Origin of the sequence: Agathobaculum sp. (assembly GCF_022775115.1) — a bacterium.
GTDB lineage: Bacteria > Bacillota > Clostridia > Oscillospirales > Butyricicoccaceae > Agathobaculum.
Window position 1 is genome coordinate 1 of sequence record NZ_JALFLA010000052.1, and the last position, 18818, is coordinate 18818.

The 18818-nt window shown below is 59.1% G+C and carries 18 protein-coding genes; 3 read left to right on the forward strand and 15 right to left on the reverse strand.

What is annotated here, in order from left to right; translation table 11 throughout:
- The first annotated feature begins 102 nt into the window (after positions 1-102).
- Entirely contained in the window at positions 103-1329 is a 1227-nt protein-coding gene (locus MR935_RS06250; protein ID WP_290572012.1) for an IS110 family transposase, read from the forward strand.
- 439 nt (positions 1330-1768) lie between these two features.
- Here MR935_RS06250 and MR935_RS06255 read toward each other — a convergent pair whose 3' ends face one another.
- The 15 genes from MR935_RS06255 to MR935_RS06325 form a co-directional block, all read right to left on the reverse strand.
- On the reverse strand, positions 1769-2107 hold the full coding sequence (locus tag MR935_RS06255) for a type II toxin-antitoxin system RelE/ParE family toxin (RefSeq protein ID WP_290572013.1): 339 nt from the start codon (positions 2105-2107) through the stop codon (positions 1769-1771).
- On the reverse strand, positions 2094-2366 hold the full coding sequence (locus tag MR935_RS06260) for a type II toxin-antitoxin system Phd/YefM family antitoxin (RefSeq protein ID WP_290572015.1): 273 nt from the start codon (positions 2364-2366) through the stop codon (positions 2094-2096). The genes MR935_RS06255 and MR935_RS06260 overlap by 14 nt, the downstream gene beginning before the upstream one ends.
- Before the next feature lie 235 nt (positions 2367-2601).
- On the reverse strand, positions 2602-3213 hold the full coding sequence (locus MR935_RS06265) for a hypothetical protein (protein ID WP_290572016.1): 612 nt from the start codon (positions 3211-3213) through the stop codon (positions 2602-2604).
- Between the two features lie 251 nt (positions 3214-3464).
- Entirely contained in the window at positions 3465-3719 is a 255-nt protein-coding gene (locus MR935_RS06270) for a DUF1016 N-terminal domain-containing protein (RefSeq protein WP_442863021.1), read from the reverse strand.
- Between the two features lie 220 nt (positions 3720-3939).
- On the reverse strand, positions 3940-4896 hold the full coding sequence (spoIVB, locus tag MR935_RS06275; RefSeq protein WP_290572109.1) for a SpoIVB peptidase: 957 nt from the start codon (positions 4894-4896) through the stop codon (positions 3940-3942).
- 174 nt (positions 4897-5070) lie between these two features.
- Positions 5071-6045, reverse strand: coding sequence for a P1 family peptidase (locus MR935_RS06280; protein WP_290572018.1), 975 nt, complete (start codon positions 6043-6045; stop codon positions 5071-5073).
- Between the two features lie 66 nt (positions 6046-6111).
- The gene (locus tag MR935_RS06285; RefSeq protein ID WP_290572019.1) at positions 6112-6771 is read right to left on the reverse strand and encodes an ECF transporter S component; all 660 of its coding nucleotides are present in this window, start codon (positions 6769-6771) and stop codon (positions 6112-6114) included.
- Between the two features lie 70 nt (positions 6772-6841).
- The gene (locus tag MR935_RS06290) at positions 6842-7612 is read right to left on the reverse strand and encodes a type III pantothenate kinase (protein ID WP_290572021.1); all 771 of its coding nucleotides are present in this window, start codon (positions 7610-7612) and stop codon (positions 6842-6844) included.
- A 149-nt stretch (positions 7613-7761) separates the two neighbouring features.
- Positions 7762-8676, reverse strand: coding sequence for an ornithine carbamoyltransferase (argF, locus tag MR935_RS06295; protein WP_290572023.1), 915 nt, complete (start codon positions 8674-8676; stop codon positions 7762-7764).
- 97 nt (positions 8677-8773) lie between these two features.
- Positions 8774-9955, reverse strand: a complete 1182-nt coding sequence (locus MR935_RS06300) for an aspartate aminotransferase family protein (RefSeq protein ID WP_290572024.1) — start codon at positions 9953-9955, stop codon at positions 8774-8776.
- A 45-nt stretch (positions 9956-10000) separates the two neighbouring features.
- The gene (gene argB / locus MR935_RS06305) at positions 10001-10873 is read right to left on the reverse strand and encodes an acetylglutamate kinase (protein WP_290572026.1); all 873 of its coding nucleotides are present in this window, start codon (positions 10871-10873) and stop codon (positions 10001-10003) included.
- Positions 10874-10896: 23 nt separating this feature from the next.
- Positions 10897-12105, reverse strand: coding sequence for a bifunctional glutamate N-acetyltransferase/amino-acid acetyltransferase ArgJ (gene argJ / locus MR935_RS06310; protein WP_290572027.1), 1209 nt, complete (start codon positions 12103-12105; stop codon positions 10897-10899).
- A 48-nt stretch (positions 12106-12153) separates the two neighbouring features.
- Entirely contained in the window at positions 12154-13074 is a 921-nt protein-coding gene (argC, locus tag MR935_RS06315) for an N-acetyl-gamma-glutamyl-phosphate reductase (protein WP_290572029.1), read from the reverse strand.
- Positions 13064-14458, reverse strand: coding sequence for an argininosuccinate lyase (gene argH / locus MR935_RS06320; RefSeq protein WP_290572031.1), 1395 nt, complete (start codon positions 14456-14458; stop codon positions 13064-13066). Before argH ends, argC begins: the two co-directional genes overlap by 11 nt.
- 71 nt (positions 14459-14529) lie before the next feature.
- Positions 14530-15783, reverse strand: a complete 1254-nt coding sequence (locus tag MR935_RS06325) for an argininosuccinate synthase (protein ID WP_290572033.1) — start codon at positions 15781-15783, stop codon at positions 14530-14532.
- Positions 15784-16037: 254 nt separating this feature from the next.
- On the opposite strand from MR935_RS06325, the gene MR935_RS06330 reads away from it, so the two are divergent.
- On the forward strand, positions 16038-17480 hold the full coding sequence (locus MR935_RS06330) for a nicotinate phosphoribosyltransferase (protein WP_290572034.1): 1443 nt from the start codon (positions 16038-16040) through the stop codon (positions 17478-17480).
- A 145-nt stretch (positions 17481-17625) separates the two neighbouring features.
- Positions 17626-18813, forward strand: a complete 1188-nt coding sequence (locus MR935_RS06335) for an MFS transporter (protein WP_290572036.1) — start codon at positions 17626-17628, stop codon at positions 18811-18813.
- Positions 18814-18818 lie beyond the last annotated feature (5 nt).

Here is an 18818-nt window from a genome sequence, read left to right on the forward strand (position 1 = left end):
GCCCCGGAATGATTCTGATACGCGAGGTAGCGGATGCTCCGGTTATCATGGGTATCTCAAAGCCTGCTGACCTGAAAATCACTACACAGGGAGGTGAAATCAATGAATCCACTTTTTGTTGGCATTGATGTGAGCAGCAAGAACAATGTTGTCTGCCTCATGAAACCGGACGGAACCAAATTCAGTACATTCTCTGTACAAAACAACCTGGGCGGTGCTAAAATGCTCTCAGAGAGAATTGTGTCGGCGCTGGACAAACTCCAGCTCAGCGAAGTGACCATCGGCATGGAGGCAACCTCCATCTACGGTGACAGCCTGGTTTACGCCCTCCGGGAGGATGGCTCTTTGGGTCGCTACCAGCGTCATATCCATGTCCTCAATCCGAAGCAGGTTCGCAAATTCAAGGATGCTTATCCGGATCTGCCCAAGAATGACTATGTGGATGCCTTCGTCATCGCCGACCATCTCAGATTCGGCAGAATTGCTTCGGAGGTCTACATGGATGACTACCGTTACCGTTCCCTGCAAACACTGACCAGAGCCAGATTTGACGCCGTTCAGAACCTGACTAGAGAGAAACAGCGCTTTGCTAACTACCTGTTTCTCAAATGCTCCGGTATTGCGCAGAACAAGGACATACCCAACACCAGCGCCACTACTCTAGCCCTCATGGAACACTTTGAAACGGTGGACGAGCTGGCGAACTGCGATCTTGAGACCCTGACTGCTTTTGTTTCTGCGGCGGGGCGTGGCCGGTTCGCTGATCCGGAAGCTACGGCAAAGGCGGTACAATCTGCTGCCAGAGGTTCCTACCGACTGCCCAAGACTGTCAATGACTCCATCAATCAGGCCATGTCTGTCTCCATTGCTTCCATGCGGGCACTGGAGAGCCAGATCAAGGTGCTGGAGAAAGCCATTGAGCAACAGTTTGAAATCATCCCCAACACCCTGACCTCTATCCCTGGCATCGGGAAGGTCTACTCTGCCGGTATCATCGCCGAGATCGGCGACATCCGCCGCTTTGAATCTCAGGCTTCTGTTGCCAAATACGCCGGTCTTGTCTGGACACAGCACCAGTCCGGTGACTTTGAAGCGCAGAATACCAGAATGATAAAGTCCGGTAATCGTTACCTCCGTTACTACCTGCTGGAAGCCGCCAACTCAGTGAGAAGATGCGACTCCGAGTTCCGGCGCTACTATGACCTAAAGTTCCATGAGGTCAATAAGTTCCAGCACAAACGCGCACTCGCTTTGACTGCCAGAAAACTGGTTCGTGTTGTCTTTCGACTGCTGAAGGACAACCGCCTGTATATCGTGCCGGAGAGCTGATTGCAGCAACTCCTCCCGGTTGAAGCAGGCCCTGTCGAAAAATTTTCACAGGCAGGGCTTTAGTTGGTGTACGCTTTTTTGCCACTTATGGCCGGTTTAGATGAAAAATTAAATCATTTTTTCGCTATCTCTCTATTGACATCACACCATTAGACTTAATACGGCCACGAGCCGCGGTTGTGTCCGCACAAGGTGATATTTCCATCCCAGACGCTTGTCCCGTCCACATGCCCCGCGCCCTTTTGATTGTTGTTTTCATAAAATTCAGCTCCTCTGTACAAAAAATCCCCGTCTTTGAGGGATATGCCGCTGAAAGCGGCTCTCTTAACAAAGACGGGGGATGTGTTAGGTTTTTTCGTCAATTTGTGATTCGGTTTGCTTTTCTGCCTTTTAGATTCGATGCGGAAACGGCTGCCTTGAAAAAAGGCAGGGACATATTTTATTTGTTTTCGTTCCATTCATTCGACAGTAGGCCAATCCATTCGCGCCGCCCATATTTGACATTGAGGACATTCACCGTAGTGTTGGCATGATCCACCGTATAAAACACAAGGTACCGGTTCACGGGAAACATCCGAATGCCCATAGATGCAAGGAAAGCATCCCGCACCACAGGATACCGCTCCGGCATTGTCTGAAGCGATGCGATCGCTGTCCTGATCCCGCGTATCAACTGCAGCGCGGTTTGCCGCTCCTGCAAATTATCCGCAATATAGTCTGCAATCGCGTTGATATCCGCTTGTGCAGAACGGCTCAGGTTAATTTTATACTGCATCATCTGCCAGCCTGCTTTCTATCTTATCAAAAGCTTCATCCAGCGATATGCCGTCACCCTGTTCGATTTCCCGCAGGCTTTTTTCCAGCATGTGATACAACTCAAACTTGCCGACCAGCATTTCATAGGTTTCAATGCTCATCACCGCCAGATCACCAACGCCGTTTTTGGTGAGATATACCGGTTCGCGGTGTTTATGGCAGAATTCAGAAATTTCATTATAACCATTGCGCAGATCAGAGCTGGGACGTATGGTAGGCATACTACGCACCTCACTTTCTTATATCAAAATAATATCAAAACTTCGATATGCCGTCAATAGTATATGCCGTGTATTCTGATTCATATCCTCATCTGAAACGCATCATTACTCCCTACAAACGACTCCACCACATGATGTTGGCCTTCAACGCCGTCTCGATGGCGATGTCCCGGCCTACCAGCCGTTTGGCAAGGCACCGGCGCAAAATGACCGTGTACCCGGTCCCCTCATGACCCTATAAAGCAGAAAGCTGTATCTTCGGCATCCGCACCCGCACATACTGGCGGCTCACGACGTCGTGGATGCGGCGTTCTTCGTTATAGACGTAAACACGGGCGATATGCCAGTGGACATATCGAAAGACCAGCGCAAGCAGGAGCAGGATCGCCAGCCCTGCCGCAAGAGCAAGCTGCGATACTGTGATATCCGGGTCGAGCCCTGTCAGGACCGGGATCTTGCTGCTGTTATAGGTTACGGTGTAGACCACGTTGCCGGCGCTGCTTTTTCCCACTTCGCCCTTGTAAATCGCTGTGGCGCGGTATCCGTCCGCCACCTCGCAGGTCGTATAGGTCGTTTTGCTATAGGTGGCCGTTGCCGTCCATGCGGCGGGCATGTCGGAATCCTCCACATTGGCAGCTTCAGACCAGCTCAGGTTTGTCAGCGCCAGCGACATCCCATCTGCCTGCACGGTCTCCGACACAAGGCTTCGGTCGTTATAGGCCAGTTCGTGGGGTCTGGTGACTGTATGCGGATGGCTGTCCGTGACCGTGTTGTACCCGGTTGCCTCTACCTTGATGCTCTGCACATCGAGCAGCAGCTCACCGTTGTAGCTTTGGTCAAGGAGCACTAGGTACAACACGAAAATTTGTGAAAAATGCGTAGAGCTGGAGATATGATGTGATAGGTGTAAGGCGGCGGATCAAGTTCAATTCGGCGCATTTTTGTGCGTGCAGCTTCAAGCGCTGCCTCTGTCTTTCGTTTGTGATTTTTGATGAACACTTCCAGCAGAATCACATTGCCGGCAGCATCGTATGTGAAAATGATGCAGGTAAAAGTGGTTTCATGTAGGATTACCGCACCCTTACAGGTTTCGGGATATTAACTATAGTGGGACCAACTTAATTTGCCTGACAGTGTCTGGCATTTTGGATAGGCCAGATAGAACTGGCGCATATTCCACAGGTTCAATCTTGAAAAGCCTTTGCCGAATTCCCGTGTTAATGTGCGGGATAGCTCCTTTATTGTCTGCTTGCCATAGTCTGCCCGATCCGGTTCAAACTGCTCGTACTCGCAGATGATCCGACCGACGTTCCAGTAGGCCGTCAGAAGTTCACCAAAAAGCAACCAATTCAAAGACTAAGTTCACTGTTACTATATTTATACTCAGCCTTTTGATTCCTTATCTGAACAGTCAAATAAATTTATATTAGCAAAAAGGCATTTGGAGCAATGTCCAAATGCCTTCTTGTTTCCTTTTGCCTGAATCTAGTCTTTTTAATCGAAAGTATACAAATTTGAGGAAACACTTTTATATAATTTTGATAAGTAGCTTTATCGGTATCATAATACTTACTTACACGTGGGTCACCGCACCGATGATCTTGCCGTTTTGCAGCACAGGGCTGCCGCTCATGCCCTGTACGATGCCGCCGGTCTTGTCCAGCAGCGCGCGGTCGGTCACGCGCAGCATCATGCCGCGCCCGTACTCATCGTCCGCCGGATAAAGCTTAATGACCTGCACAGAATAACGCTGTACCGTGTCGCCTTCGACATTTGACCAGATTTCCGCCTCGCCCAGCTGCACCTCGCCCGCTGCGGCGACCGGCACCGACTCTAGCCTGTCATACAGCGTTTTGTCAGTCAGAATGCCGAAAATACCGCTTTCGGTGTTCTCCCGCACGGTACCGACTTCGGTATCGGCCGCAAACTCGCCCTGCAATGCGCCGGGCTCGCCCGCCTTACCGCGCTGCACCGAGCCTACCGTCGAATGCAGCAGGCTGCCATCCCGCAGCGGTAGCAGCACACCGGTCTCGCTGTCACAAATGCCGTGCCCGAGCGAGCCGTACGCGCCCGTCTCAGGGTCGACATAGGTCAGCGTACCAATGCCCGCCATGCTGTCCCGCGCGAGCACGCCGATGCGGTAAACACCTTTTTTATCGGCGCACGGTGTGACAGTCAGCGTTTGGCTTGCGCCGCTGCGCACGATCTCCATCTCGACCGGATGCCCGGCAGAAAGCGCGATCTGCTTTTGCAGGCTGTCGTTTGAGTCGATGGCCGTGCCGCCCACGCGCACAATCATATCGCCCTCGTTCAGACCCGCGCTGCGCGCCGGACAAACCGCGCCGCTGCCTGTCTGCACCTCGGTCAAGCGCACGACGAGCACGCCTTCGGCGTTCATCTTAATGCCTACGGTATGGCCGATTGGGATAAGCGATGTGATCTCCGCCGCGCCGGCGGCCGCCAGCATACACAGGGACAGCATCAGGGATATTGCGATTTTTTTCATGTTGTTTCGCTGCACTTTTTTCACCTCCGCATTTACTATGTCACGCGCGGCGGCAAAACAGCCTGTCAACCTTTGCGCAGCTTTGACGATTTTTGGCGGGATTATAAGTCCTTGTGCTTGGCAAGTTCTCCCCCTTGCAAAAAAGCGGCGCTCTCTGTCCCGCAGGATGGAGAACGCCGTCGTTTTTGGCAGAATTTTTCAAATCGCCGCCAGCGAACGGGCAGATGGCAGGCCGAACATCGGTTCAGCCGTGTACGCCGCGCGCGCAATCGCCTTGGCCATCACATACGCCGCTAGCGTGCCGACCGCGTTCAGGTCGCCCGCCACCGCGCCGGTCGAAACCGCGTAAACCGTATCGCCGTCCGCCGTCGTATGCACTGGGCGGATGGCGCGTGCCAGGCCGTTTTGCGCCATCGAAGCAATTTTGGTCAGCTGTGCCTTGTCAAACGCGGCGTTGGTGAACACCGCGCCAATGGTCGTATTGGTGTGGTCGGTAAAGGGGTTGCGCGCCTGTCCGGCCTGCGCGCAGAGCAGCTGCTCGGACGAGCGCAGGCCGCGCCCATCCTCGGTGCGCAGTCCGGCAATCTGCGCGCCCGTGTCAATATCGTAAATATCGCCCAGCGCGTTGACCGCGACGACCGCGCCCACCTTGACCCCGCCGGCCTGCACCGCATATGCGCCGATGCCGCTTTTCATCGCACAGTCCCGCCCCATCAGCTTGCCGACCGTCGCGCCCGCGCCCGCGCCCACGCAGCCCTCATCAAACCGCTCACGCGACGCCTGCCCGCATGCACGGTAGGCCATGGTCGCGTCCGGCCGCACGGCCTTGTCCCCGACCGCCAGATCGAATAGGCAAGACTGGCACACCAGCGGCACACGGGTCACGCCCACGTCAAAGCCGATGCCTCGCTCCTCTAAAAACCGCATCACGCCGCCCGCCGCGTCCAGCCCAAAAGCCGAACCGCCCGACAGCACGAGTGCATGGATGCCCGCGGCGTCAGCTACGGGCGACAGCAGCGGCGTTTCGCGGCTGGCGGGGCCACCGCCCCGGATATCCACGCCCGCCGCGGCACATTCGTCAAACAGGAAGACGGTAAGGCCGGTGCCTGCCGTCTCGTCCTGCGCCTGCCCGGCTGCAAAGCCGCCGACCTCCAAAATGCCAATCTCCTCCATCGTACATCCTCCTTCTATGCGAAAAAAGGCCGCGTGAGCGCGGCCTTTTTCGGTTTATATCATGCGTTAAGTAGCGCTTTGCTGCTGCGAGGCCGACGTTCTGCGGCCAAATGCGGCCAGCAGCACCTTGCCGACGGCCAGCGTGAGCACGGCGGCGATGATCGCCTCCGGCACGCCGTTCATGCCGACCACGCCCATAATCACGCCGAGCAGCAGCTTGGGATCGGTGCCGCCCGCAAGCGCGTACTGCTCACCGAACAGCAGGTAAATCAATCCCATCACGCCCACCGTGTTGACCATCGAGCCGATAAAGCCCGCAACCGGCAGCGCAATGGCTTGCCGCCCCCGGGTCGCCCGCATCAGCGCCTCAAACACCAGCCCCGCGACCACGCCGATCAGCATGCGCGGCACGATGGCCACGATCAGGCTCATCCAGCTGCCGTGAAACTCCGGGCTGAAGCTGTAAAACGGGGTGAACACGAACGAGGTGATCTTGGGCGTCAGCGTCGCCTTGACCACGCTGGTCACGCCGAACACCAGACCCAGCACCCCGCCCATCTTCGGGCCGAGCAGGCACGCGCCGAGGATGACCGGAATGTGCATGGTCGTCGCATTCATAAAGGGCAGCGGGATATAGCCCAGCGGTGTGAACGACATGACCAGCATCAGCGCGGTCAGCAGCGCCATTTGCGCCAACAGCTTGACATCCATTTTGCTCTGTTTCATATGTTTTTCCTCCTGCTCCCGTCCTCCTAATATTGCGAAGGTACAGGGCTGTTTTTTTGCAATACCGCCCTCAGTTTCGGTTTCGTTTCCAGATCATGCGCAGCCCGTCGAGCAGCAGGCTTTCGTCGTACACATGCGCAGTGCGCAAGTGCGGCATAATGAGCGGTGCGGTGCCGCCGGTCACGACCACGCAGGGCTGCTTGCCCAGCGCCTGCGCAAAGCGCTCGATCATACCGTCGACCATCGCGGCCGCGCCGTATACCGCGCCGGCGCGCATCGCGTCCTCGGTGTTGCGGGCAAGAATGCCGCCGCACGCACCCTCGATCGCCACGGCGGGCAGCTGCGCCGCCTGCGCGCGCAGCGCGTCAAGCGACAGATGCACCCCCGCCGTGATCGCCGAGCCGACCAGCGCGCCCGCCTCGTCCAGCACGGTGAAAGTGGTCGCCGTGCCAAGGCTGACCACCACGCAGGGCAGCTCACCCTTGGCGCGGGCGGCCACCGCCGCCGCAACGCGGTCCGAGCCGACCTGACGCGGCTGCTCCGAGCGGATGTTCAGTCCGGTTTTGACGCCGCTGGACACCTCGATCACATCCTGCACACCCAGCAGGCGCAGCGCCTTTTCGAGCACCGGCGTCATCGCCGGCACGACCGAGCTGAGCACCGCGCCGCGGATGCGCCTTGCCTCCACACCGTACAGCCCGAACAGCTGCCGCAGCGAATAGGCGTAAAACTCCCCCGTCTGCTTAGGCTCTGCCGCGATGGAAGCGCTGAAAATCTGCTCGTCCCCCTCGTAGCCGCCCAATAAAACGTGGCTGTTGCCGGCATTCACTGCAATCAGCATAGTTGAAACCTCACTTTCGGCATATTGCCACTGTCATTATACGGTATCAGCCAGATAATTACAAGTCCCTTCTTGCCACACCGCGCGCCCAATCACAAAAAACGCCGCGGCGCAGCCCTTTGCGTCGCGGCGGTTTGCCCTATGCGGTTTTACGCTTCGCGCTTGCCCATCAGCGTTACCATGACGGCCTTTTGCGCGTGCAGACGGTTTTCGGCCTCCTCGAATATCTCCTCCGCGTGCGCTTCGAACACCTTGGTGGTGATCTCCTGCTCGCGGTAGGCAGGCAGGCAATGCTGCACCATGCAGCCGGGCTTGGCGGCGGCCAGCAGCGCGTCGTTGACCTGATAGCCCTCGAATGCCTTCAGGCGCACCGCTTTTTCCTCCTCCTGTCCCATCGACGCCCAAGTATCGGTGATGACGACGTCGGCGTTCTCGGCCGCCTTCAGCGGGTCGTCGGTCAGCAAGAAGTCCGGACTGGACGCGGCAAAGGCCAGAACGTCCTCATGCGGACGGTAGCCCGCCGGGGTGGCGACCGACACCTTCATGCCGGTTTTCAAGCCGCCGACGATCAGCGAGTTTGCCATATTGTTGCCGTCACCGATGTAGCACAGCTTGAGGCTCTCGAGCACGGCGAACTTCTCGCGGATGGTCATCAGGTCAGCCAGTACTTGACAAGGGTGACAGAAGTCGGTCAGGCCGTTGATGACCGGGATCGTGCCGTAGCCCGCCAAGTCTTCGACCTCCTTTTGCGCGTAGGTGCGGATCATGATGCCGTCCAGATAGCGGGAGAGCACGCGCGCGGTATCCTGCACCGGCTCGCCGCGGCCGATCTGCAAATCGCGGTTGGACAGAAACAGCGCCTGCCCGCCGAGCTGGTACATGCCGGTCTCAAACGAAACACGGGTGCGGGTGGAGGATTTCTGAAAAATCATGCCAAGGCTTTTCCCCTCCAGATGGCGGTGGGAGATGTTATGCTTTTTTTCGTATTTGAGCTGGTCGGCCAAATCGAGCAGACCGATGATTTCCTCGGTCGAGCAGTCGAGCAGCTTGAGCAAATGCTTCATTAGTAATACCCCTTTCCGATGGGCGTGGATGGGACGCGCGGCCGCTGCCCCTGCCCGTATGATATCATAAAAAGATGGTGTTGCGCGCCAAGGCCGTTCAGAACACTTCCCGCATGACCGCGAGCGCCTCGTCCAGCTCCTCCCGGGTGATCGTCAGCGGCGGCAGCAGGCGAACGATGCTGCTGCCCGCCGTCAGCACGAGCACGCCCTTTTCGATCAGCCGGTTTGCAAACGCCGTGTGCTTGCCCTCGTCCACAACGATGCCGAGCATCAGCCCCATGCCGCGCACGTCATGGATGGCGGGCGAGCCGAGCGCAAGGATGCCGTTTTTGAGGTATTCGCCCTTTTCGCGCACCTGCGCCAGAAACTGCCCGTCGCCCACGATGTCAAGCACAGTATTTGCCGCCGCGCAGACGATCGGCGTGCCGCCAAAGGTGGTCGCGTGTGTGCCCGGCGTGAGTACATTCGCGCAGCTTGCCGCTGCCATCACCGCGCCGACCGGCATACCGCCACCCAGCCCCTTGGCCATCGTCACAACATCGGGCGTGATGCCATACTGCTGGAAGCAGAACAGGCTGCCCGTGCGGCCGATGCCGGTCTGTACCTCGTCGATGAGGAGCAGCATATCCTTTTCCCGGCAGAGCGCTTCGACCGCCTTGACAAACTCCTTATCCAGCGGCAGCACGCCGCCCTCGCCCTGCACCAGCTCCATCATCACCGCGCAGGTCATGTCATCCGCCTTGGTGCGCATGCTGCGGATATCGTTTGCTTCGGCGTAATCAAAGCCCTCGGTAAACGGGAAGAAATAGTTGTGGAACCGATCCTGCCCGGTCGCCTTGAGCGTGGTCACGGTGCGCCCGTGGAAGGAGTTGCGCAGCGTGACGATCTTGCAGCGCCCCTCGCCGTATTTATCAAAGGAATATTTACGCGCCAGCTTGATCGCGCCCTCGTTGGCCTCCGCGCCCGAGTTGGCGAAGAACACCTTGCCGCCAAGGTGGCTCTTTTCCACCAGCTTTTGCGCCACCCGGATCATCGGCTCGGTCGTGAACAGGTTGGAAACGTGCATCAGCCTGCCGGCCTGCTCGGTGATGGCGGCGATGAGCTTATCGTGCTTGTATCCAAGGCAGTTGACGCCAATGCCCGATGTCAGGTCGATATAGCGCTTACCCTCCACATCCCACAGCACCGCGCCCTCGCCGTGGTCGAGCGCGATCGGAAAGCGGCCGTAGGTGTTCATCACATACTTACTTTCTTCGTTTTTCAGTTGTTCGTAGGTCATATCGTCACTTCACTTTACTGTATCACATCATCGTTGCCGCGCGCGTTACTGGAACATCGTGCCCACGCCCGCCCGGCTGAGCAGCTCGATCAGGATGGAGTGCTTGACGCGGCCGTCCTGAATGTTGGCCTGATCGACACCCTTGCGCACCGCTTCAACGCAGCAGTCCACCTTGGGGATCATGCCGCCCTTGATCACGCCGTCGCGCATCAGCTTGGGCACCTCGGACACCTTCAGGTTGGTCAGCAGGGTAGAGTCGTCCTTCGGGTCGAGCATCAGACCACGCACATCGGTCAGCAGGATGAGCTTTTTCGCGCCCAGCGCGACAGCCAGCTTGCTTGCCGCCGTGTCCGCGTTAATATTGTAGTTGGTCTCGTCGTCGATGCCTCGCGCCACGGTCGACACGACCGGAATGTAGCCCTGCGCCAGCATGTCGATCACGGGCGCGGGGTCAACGTCCACAATGTCGCCCACATAGCCGTAATCCGTGCCCGCGCGGTCGGTCATCCGCCTGGCCTGAAACAGTCCGCCGTCCATGCCACCCAGACCGATGCCGCGCCCACCCGCCTTTTGCAAAAGCGTCACCAAATCCTTGTTGACCTTGCCGCACAGCACCATCTGCACGATGTCCATGGTCTCGCGGTCGGTATAGCGCAGGCCGTTGACAAAGCGCGCCTCCTTGCCGACCTTGGCAAGCATCTCATTGATCTCCGGCCCGCCGCCGTGCACCACGACCACCTTGATGCCGACCAGATTGAGCAGCACCAGATCGTGAATGACCGCATCTTTCAGCTCCTCGTTTATCATCGCATTGCCGCCGTATTTGACGACAACAGTCTGGCCGTAATATTTTTGGATGAAAGGCAGCGCCTCGACCAGTATTCTGGCCTTCAGCTCCGCGTCATGCTGTATATCCATCGTCTTTTTCCTTCTTCCCCGGCTCAGGTGCGGTAATCGCCGTTGATCTTGACATAATCATAGCTCAGGTCGCAGCCCCATGCAGTGGCGCTGTGCGCACCCTCGCCTACGTCCACCAAAATGGTGACCTCGCTCTCGGAAAGCACCTGTTTGGCGAGCGCCTCGTCAAAGGCAAGCCCCTCGCCCTTTTCACACACCTTGACGCTGCCCGCCGCCGACAAAAAGGCCACCGAAACATATTCCGGGCGGAAGGGCGCCTTGGAATAGCCCATCGCGCACAGCACACGCCCCCAGTTGGCATCCGCGCCGAACATGGCCGCCTTGACCAAGCTGGAGCCGACGACTGCCTTAGCCAGCCGCTCGGCCGCCTCCTCAGCGCGGGAGTGCTCGACCGTGCAGGTGACCAGCTTGGTTGCGCCCTCTCCGTCGGCCGCGATCTGGCGCGCCAAACGGGTATTGACCTCGCCCAGCGCCTTGACGAATGCCTGATAGGCCTCGTCCTGCCACTCGATCAGCTCATTTTCCGCCCTGCCGTTGGCAAGGATGATGCACATGTCGTTGGTCGAAGTATCGCCGTCGACCGTGACGCGGTTATAGGTCTTTTTGACGCTCTCCTGCAGCGCATCGGCCAGCATCTCATGCGTGATAGCGCAGTCAGTTGTCAGAAAGGCCAGCATGGTGCCCATGTTCGGGTGGATCATGCCGCTGCCCTTGCAGATGCCGCCGATGCGGCAGGTCTTGCCGCCGACGCTAAACTCGACCGCGGCCGTTTTCGGCTTGGTGTCGGTCGTCATGATGGCGTAATTGGCCTTTTCCGAGCCATCGTCCTCGAGCACCAGCCCGGGCAGGTTCTGCTCGATGCACGCGATATCCAGCCGCTGGCCGATCACGCCTGTGGACGCGACAACCACGTCAGTCTCCTCCACGCCGAGCAGCGCCGCCGCCGCCCTTGCCATGCGGCGTGCGTTCTCCATGCCGTCGGGCGCGCAGGCGTTGGCGTTGCCCGCGTTTGCGATGATCGCGCGCGCCACGCCGTCCTCAAGGTGCTCCATCGTCACATACAGCGGCGCGGCCTTGACGCGGTTCATCGTGTAAACCGCCGCCGCGGTGCATTCGCACTCGCTGCAAATAACGGCGGTGTCGTCACCGCTCCGGCTTTCCCTGATGCCGCAGCGGATGCTGCCTGCGCGAAAGCCCTTGGCGGCACACACGCCGCCGTTGATGATTTTCATATCGTTCTCCTCCCCTGTGGAAGCGTGTGATGGCGGGCTGCGCCGCCGTCAGATGGTCAGGCCGGCTGTCTCGTCCAGCCCGAGCATGATGTTCATATTCTGCACCGCCGCGCCCGACGCGCCCTTACCGAGATTGTCAAACAGCGCGGTGACAATGGTCTGCCCTTCGTGGCCGCAGACAAGCAGCCGCAGGCTGTCCCGTCCGGCGAGGGTGTCGGCGTAGATGACCGGCTCATCCCCGCCGAGCGGCGCGACCGTCACCAGCGCTTGCCCCGCGTAGTGCGCGGCAAGACAATCGTGCACCACCTGCGCGTCCACCCCGGGCAGCATGACGGTAGTCGCCATGCCCTGATAAAAATCCCCCAAAATGGGCACGAAGACGGGCGTTTCCAGCAGGCCGCAGACATATTCCATCTCCGGCAGGTGCTTGTGGTGCAGGTCAAGGCCGTAGATGCGGTGGCTTTTGTGGCGCGGGTCGCGGTTTTCGTCCTCGTATTCAGCAATCAGCTTTTTGCCGCCGCCCGAATAGCCGGTGAGCGAGGTGCAGGTCAGCGCGCCGTCCGCCGGTACAACATCGTGCGCGATCAATGGATAGACCGCAGCGATAAACCCGCTCGCGTGGCAGCCCGGATTGGCCACCCGCCGCGACGCCGCGATGGCCGCGCGGTGCGCAGGCGACAGCTCGGCAAAGCCGTAGTCCCAGCCCTCGGCCGTGCGGTGGGCGGTCGAGGCGTCGATGACGCGGGTCGTATCGTTTTCGATCAGCGAAACGGCCTCCTTTGCCGCCGCATCCGGCAGGCAGAGAAAGACGATATCGGCCGCGTTCAGCAGCTTGCTGCGTTCCGCCGTGTCCTTGCGTTTGTCCTCGTCGATCAGCAGCAGCTCGATATCGTCCCGCGCGCCAAGGCGCTCGTAGATACGCAGGCCGGTCGTGCCCTCCTTGCCGTCGATAAATACCTTAGGCTTCACCGCTCTCCACCTCCGCGATGAAGCTTTCGATCTTGGCGATCTGGCGGGATACCTCCTGCGGCGCGGGGCCGCCGATGACCTTGCGCTCGCCCACGCAGGTGCGCAGGTCAAGCGCCTCGTACACATCGTCCCCGAATTTGTCCGAAATCGCGGCAAAGTCGCGCATGGTCATGGTCTCGAGCGTCTCGTCAGCCTTGATGCACTGGTTGACCAGCCGCCCGACTGTTTTGTACGCATCACGGAAGGGCATACCCTTCTTGGTCAGGTAGTCGGCGCAGTCGGTCGCGTTGATAAAGCCACGTGAGGCCGCCTTGCGCATATTGTCCCGCCGCAGGCTCATGGTGGAGAACATCGGGGTGAACACCTCAAGGCATTGCTTGACCGTGTCGATCGCGCCGAACACGGCCTCCTTATCCTCCTGCATATCCTTGTTATACGCCAGCGGCAGACCCTTGAGCATGGTCAGCATGGTAGTCAGCGCGCCGTACACGCGCCCGGTCTTGCCGCGGATCAGCTCGCATACATCGGGGTTTTTCTTCTGTGGCATGATGGACGAGCCGGTCGAGTAGGCATCGTCCAGCTCGACGAACTTAAACTCCCACGAGCACCACGAGATGATCTCCTCGCTCAGCCGCGACAGGTGCATCATCAGAATGGACAGGTCGCTGAGCAGCTCGGCGCAGTAGTCGCGGTCGGAAACGCCGTCGAGCGAATTGTCGGTCAGCCGGGCAAAGCCGAGCTGCTCGCGCACAAAATCGCGGTCGATCGGATAGGTCGTCGAGGCGAGCGCGCCCGAGCCGAGCGGCATCTCGTCCATCCGCTCAAGGCAGTCGGTCAGGCGCAGCACGTCGCGCCGCAGCATATTGGCGTAGGCCATCATGTAATGCGCGAAGGTGGTCGGCTGCGCGCGCTGCAGGTGGGTGTAGCCCGGCATCACAGCGTCCAGATTTTCCTTGGACTTATCGCACAGCGCCTTCATAAACCCGAGGATGAGCGCGATGATCTCGCGTATCTCGCTGCGAACATACAGGCGCATATCCAGCGCGACCTGATCGTTGCGGCTGCGGCCGGTGTGCAGGCGCTTGCCCGTGTCGCCGATACGCTCGGTCAGCAGCTGCTCGATGTTCATGTGGATGTCCTCATAGTCAAGCGAGAACTCCACCTTTCCCTCCTCGATATCCGCAAGGATCTGCCGGAGACCTTGGACGATCTTTTCGGCCTCCTGCGCTTCAATGATGCCCTGCTTGCCCAGCATGGTCGCGTGCGCGATCGAGCCGGTGATATCTTCCTTATACAGACGGCAGTCAAACAGAATCGACGAATTGAAATCGTTTACCGCCAGATCGGTCTCCTTCTGGAAACGGCCTGCCCATAATTTAGCCATAATTCATTACCTCTCAAAATCACCCGTAGGGCGCGGCGGCCTCGGCACACCGCGCCCCACGACAGGGTGCTTTACTTTTCTACAGACGGGAAATGCTCGCCGGTCTTGGCGGCCAAGAGCTGATCGTTCAGCGCGCGCACCTTGAGCGGCAGACCGAACAGGTTGATAAAGCCGGCGGAGTCGGCCTGATCGTAGCAGTCGTCCTCGTTGAAGGTGGCCATATCCTCAGAATACAGGCTGAACGGCGAGGTGACAGACGCGGGCATGATATTGCCCTTGTACAGCTTGAGCTTTACCTCACCCGTGACGGTCTCCTGCGTCGAATCGACAAAGGCGGACAGCGCCTTGCGCAGCGGCGTGTACCACTGGCCGTTGTACACCAGCTCGCCGAACTTCATGGCGACCTGCGCCTTGTAGTGCGCGGTCTCCTTGTCCAGCGTGATCTCCTCGAGCTTCTGGTGCGCCGCGTACAGCACCGCGCCGCCCGGCGTCTCATATACGCCGCGGCTCTTCATGCCGACCAGACGGTTTTCGACGATATCCAGAATGCCGCAGCCATTTTTGCCGCCCAGCTCGTTGAGCTTTTCGATCAGCGCGACCGAGTCCAGTTCGACGCCGTCGACCGCAGTCGGCAGGCCCTTTTCAAAGCGGATGGTGACATAGGTCGGCTCGTCGGGCGCCTGCTCGGGCGAGACGCCCATCTCAAGAAAGCCCGGCTTGTTGAGCGGCGCTTCGTTGGAGGGCAATTCCAAATCAAGCCCCTCGTGGCTCAGGTGCCACAGGTTCTTATCCTTGGAGTAGTTGGTCTCCTTGCTGATCTTGAGCGGGATATTATGCGCCTCGGCGTAAGCGATCTCCTTTTCGCGGCTGTTCAGCTCCCAGAAGCGCCACGGCGCGATGATGTCCATCTGCGGTGCAAAAGCCTTGATGGCCAGCTCAAACCGCACCTGATCGTTGCCCTTGCCGGTGCAGCCGTGGCAGATCGCGTCCGCGCCCTCTTTAAGCGCGATCTCCACGATGCGCTTGGCGATGATCGGCCGCGCAAACGAGGTGCCGAGCAGGTACTGCTCGTAGGTCGCGCCCGCCTTCATGGTCGGAATGATATAGTCGTCGACAAACTCCCGTGTCAGATCCTCTATGTGCAGCTTGGACGCGCCGGTCTTGAGCGCCTTTTCCTCCAGTCCGTCCAGCTCCGCGCCCTGACCGACATTGCCCGACACCGCGATGACCTCGCAGCCGTAGTGCTCCTTGAGCCACGGGATGAGCACCGAGGTATCCAAACCACCCGAGTAGGCCAGCACGACCTTGTTATACTTCTTTTCCATCCGCTGATTCCTCCGTGATAACCGTTTTTTTGACTGTTTTATTATACTACTGCTGCGCTTATTTGGCAAGGATAATTTATAATTATTTTCTATATTGCATAATTATGCATACGGTGCATCAGTATCCATGAATAAGGGCTTGCGCTTTTGCAAAAAAAAGACTATGATAGCTGTGTCCGCGCACTGTGTCGAAGCAGCTGCACCGGGCGAATAAAGGCGCATGACCATCTGTGCGCAAAGGGGCGTTTACCGCAATGATAAAACGAAATCTGACCATGCTGACCGATTTTTACGAATTTACCATGGCGCACGGCTACTTTGAAAAAAACCTTAGCCAGCGCCGCGCGTATTTCGATATGTTCTTCCGCCGCGTGCCGGATGGCGGCGGCTACGCCATCATGGCCGGGGTCGAGCAGCTGATCGACTATTTGCGTAACCTGCATTTTACCGACGAGGATATCGCCTATCTGCGGCGGTGCGGCTGCTTTTCCGAGGACTTTCTGCAATACCTGCGGGAGTTTACCTTCGCGTGCGATGTTTGGGCTGTGCCCGAGGGCACGCCCGTTTTTCCGGGCGAGCCGCTGCTGACCGTGGCAGGGCCGATGATACAGGCGCAATTTGTCGAGACGATGGTGCTGCTGACTATCAACCACCAGACGCTGATCGCCACCAAGGCCAACCGCATCACCCGCGCCGCACAGGGGCGCACCGTGCTTGAGTTCGGCTCGCGCCGCGCGCAGGGCTATGACGGCGCGGTATACGGCGCGCGCGCCTCGTATATCGGCGGCTGCCATGGCACGGCCTGCGTACTGGCCGACCGGGACTACGGCGTGCCCGCCGGCGGCACGATGGCACACAGCTGGGTGCAGATGTTTGACAGCGAATACGAGGCCTTCAAGGCCTACGCCGATATTTATCCGGATAACTGCGTCTTTCTGGTCGATACCTTCAACGTACTCAAGTCCGGCGTGCCCAACGCCATCCGCGTCGCCAAGGAGATGGCGGCCGAAAAGGGCATCCGCCCACGCGGTATCCGGCTCGATTCGGGCGATATCGCCTACCTGTCGATCGAGGCGCGCAAAATGCTCGACCAAGCCGGTTTCTCGGATATGACTATCATGGCCTCCAACTCGCTGGATGAATATATCGTACGTGATCTGCTGATGCAGGGCGCAAAGGTCGATTCCTTCGGCATCGGCGAGCGCATGATCACCTCCAAATCCGAGCCGGTCTTTGGCGGCGTATACAAGCTGGCCGCGGTGGAGGACAGCACGGGCCGCATCATCCCCAAAATCAAGGTGTCCGAGAACGTGGAGAAGATCACCACCCCACACTTCAAGCAGGTCTACCGCCTGTTTGACAACCGCACCGGCAAAGCGCTGGGCGATGTCATCACCGTGCACGACGAGACGATCGACCCCGCCCAGCCCTACACGCTGTTCGACCCCATCCACACATGGAAGCAGCGCGTCGTGACCGACTACACCGTGCGTCCGCTGCGCGTGCCGCTTTTCAAGAACGGCCGGTGCGTTTACCAAAGCCCGGCTATCGACCAAATCCGCAGCTATTGCGCCGCCGAGATGGACACGCTGTGGGAGCAGGTCAAACGGTTTGAAAATCCGCAGACATATTTTGTCGACCTGTCCAAAAAGCTGTGGGACTGCAAGCATGACCTGCTGGCGGCCTGCCGCATATAGCCCGCGTTTTGAACAGACAAGCACGACAGGCCGCAGGGCTTGCCGTGCTTTTGTGCGTTTTGGGCGTATAGCCGCAAAAAAATCAGATTGACACTGCCCCTCTTGCTCCGTATGATAGAGAGCGAATAAAGGGGAGGCTTGAACCATGAAAGCGTTTTTCACATCGCTCGGCAGCCGCCGTGCCTACGCGGCTGGCGTGCTGTTCTGGGCCTATTTTGTCAACGGGCTGGCGCTCATCATGCTCGGCGCACTCCTGCCCGACCTGCGCGCGGCATACCGGCTGGATTATCAGCGCAGCGGCCTGCTGCTTTCTGTGCAGTCGGTTGGGTTTCTGCTCATCGGCCTGCTGACCGGTGTGCTCGCGGTCAAGCTCGGACTGAAGCGGGCGTATCTGCTGCTGTTTTCGTTTGGCACGATCGGCCTGTGTATGCTGCTGACCAGCGGCGCGCCGCGCTGGCTGCTGGCCGCCATGTTCTTCATTGGCCTGACCAAGGGCGCGGTGACCGACTACCACAACCGCATCATCAGCGACTATGCGCACGGCAGCGCGCAGCCGCTCAATCTGCTGCACGCCTGCTTTGCGGTCGGCGCGTGTCTTGCGCCCATCGTAGTGCTGGCCTGCAAGCAGGCCGCCGGCGCGGACGGCTGGCGGCTGGCGCTGCTTCTTTCCATTGCGCTGCATCTGTCCGTGCTTGCACTCGGCGCCTTTATGCGCCTTGACCCTGTGCAGCCCCGCAGCGCGGATGCCGCTCGCTCGTCCTTCGGCTTTCTGCGCGAGCGGCTGTTCTGGCAGACGACCGCGATCGGCTTCTTTTATCAGGCGATCGAGGCCTCGTTCGTCGGCTGGCTGACCAGCTATTTCCTTTCGCTCGGCGTGATGAGCGAAGGCGCGGCGCAGCTGGTCACCGCGGTGCTCTGGGTCTCGCTGCTGTGCGGGCGCTTCGCCTGCGCGCTGGCCGCACGGCGGTTTCCGCCGTTTCAGATGATCCTTGCGATGTGCGTGGGCATACTGGTGTGCCTTTGCGCGCTGCTGCGCAGCCACACGCTGCCCACGCTGCTGCTTTCGACCATCGGCCTTGGGCTTTGCATGTCCGGCATGTACGGCACCTCAGTGGCCAACGCGGGCGACACCTTTTCCCGCTATCCGGTCTGCATGGGGCTGTTCGTCACCCTGATCGCCCTCGGCGCGACCTTTGCGCCGACCGCGGTCGGCGCGCTCGCCGGGGCAGCAGACGATATGCGCCTTGGCATGTCAGTACTGCTGGCGGCGGCTGTGCCGCTACTGGCTGCCGCCGTGCTCAACGCGCGGTATTTCCGTGCGCGCCGGGATTGAACAAA

What these genes read in the sequence shown, in the direction of transcription:
- MR935_RS06250 (WP_290572012.1), top strand. Translation starts at nt 103, where the DNA reads ATGAATCCACTTTTTGTTGGCATTGATGTGAGCAGCAAGAACAATGTT.
- MR935_RS06255 (WP_290572013.1), bottom strand. Translation starts at nt 2,107, where the DNA reads ATGATGCAGTATAAAATTAACCTGAGCCGTTCTGCACAAGCGGATATC.
- MR935_RS06260 (WP_290572015.1), bottom strand. Translation starts at nt 2,366, where the DNA reads ATGCCTACCATACGTCCCAGCTCTGATCTGCGCAATGGTTATAATGAA.
- MR935_RS06280 (WP_290572018.1), bottom strand. Translation starts at nt 6,045, where the DNA reads ATGGAGGAGATTGGCATTTTGGAGGTCGGCGGCTTTGCAGCCGGGCAG.
- MR935_RS06285 (WP_290572019.1), bottom strand. Translation starts at nt 6,771, where the DNA reads ATGAAACAGAGCAAAATGGATGTCAAGCTGTTGGCGCAAATGGCGCTG.
- MR935_RS06290 (WP_290572021.1), bottom strand. Translation starts at nt 7,612, where the DNA reads ATGCTGATTGCAGTGAATGCCGGCAACAGCCACGTTTTATTGGGCGGC.
- argF (WP_290572023.1), bottom strand. Translation starts at nt 8,676, where the DNA reads ATGAAGCATTTGCTCAAGCTGCTCGACTGCTCGACCGAGGAAATCATC.
- MR935_RS06300 (WP_290572024.1), bottom strand. Translation starts at nt 9,955, where the DNA reads ATGACCTACGAACAACTGAAAAACGAAGAAAGTAAGTATGTGATGAAC.
- argB (WP_290572026.1), bottom strand. Translation starts at nt 10,873, where the DNA reads ATGGATATACAGCATGACGCGGAGCTGAAGGCCAGAATACTGGTCGAG.
- argJ (WP_290572027.1), bottom strand. Translation starts at nt 12,105, where the DNA reads ATGAAAATCATCAACGGCGGCGTGTGTGCCGCCAAGGGCTTTCGCGCA.
- argH (WP_290572031.1), bottom strand. Translation starts at nt 14,458, where the DNA reads ATGGCTAAATTATGGGCAGGCCGTTTCCAGAAGGAGACCGATCTGGCG.
- MR935_RS06325 (WP_290572033.1), bottom strand. Translation starts at nt 15,783, where the DNA reads ATGGAAAAGAAGTATAACAAGGTCGTGCTGGCCTACTCGGGTGGTTTG.
- MR935_RS06330 (WP_290572034.1), top strand. Translation starts at nt 16,038, where the DNA reads ATGATAAAACGAAATCTGACCATGCTGACCGATTTTTACGAATTTACC.
- MR935_RS06335 (WP_290572036.1), top strand. Translation starts at nt 17,626, where the DNA reads ATGAAAGCGTTTTTCACATCGCTCGGCAGCCGCCGTGCCTACGCGGCT.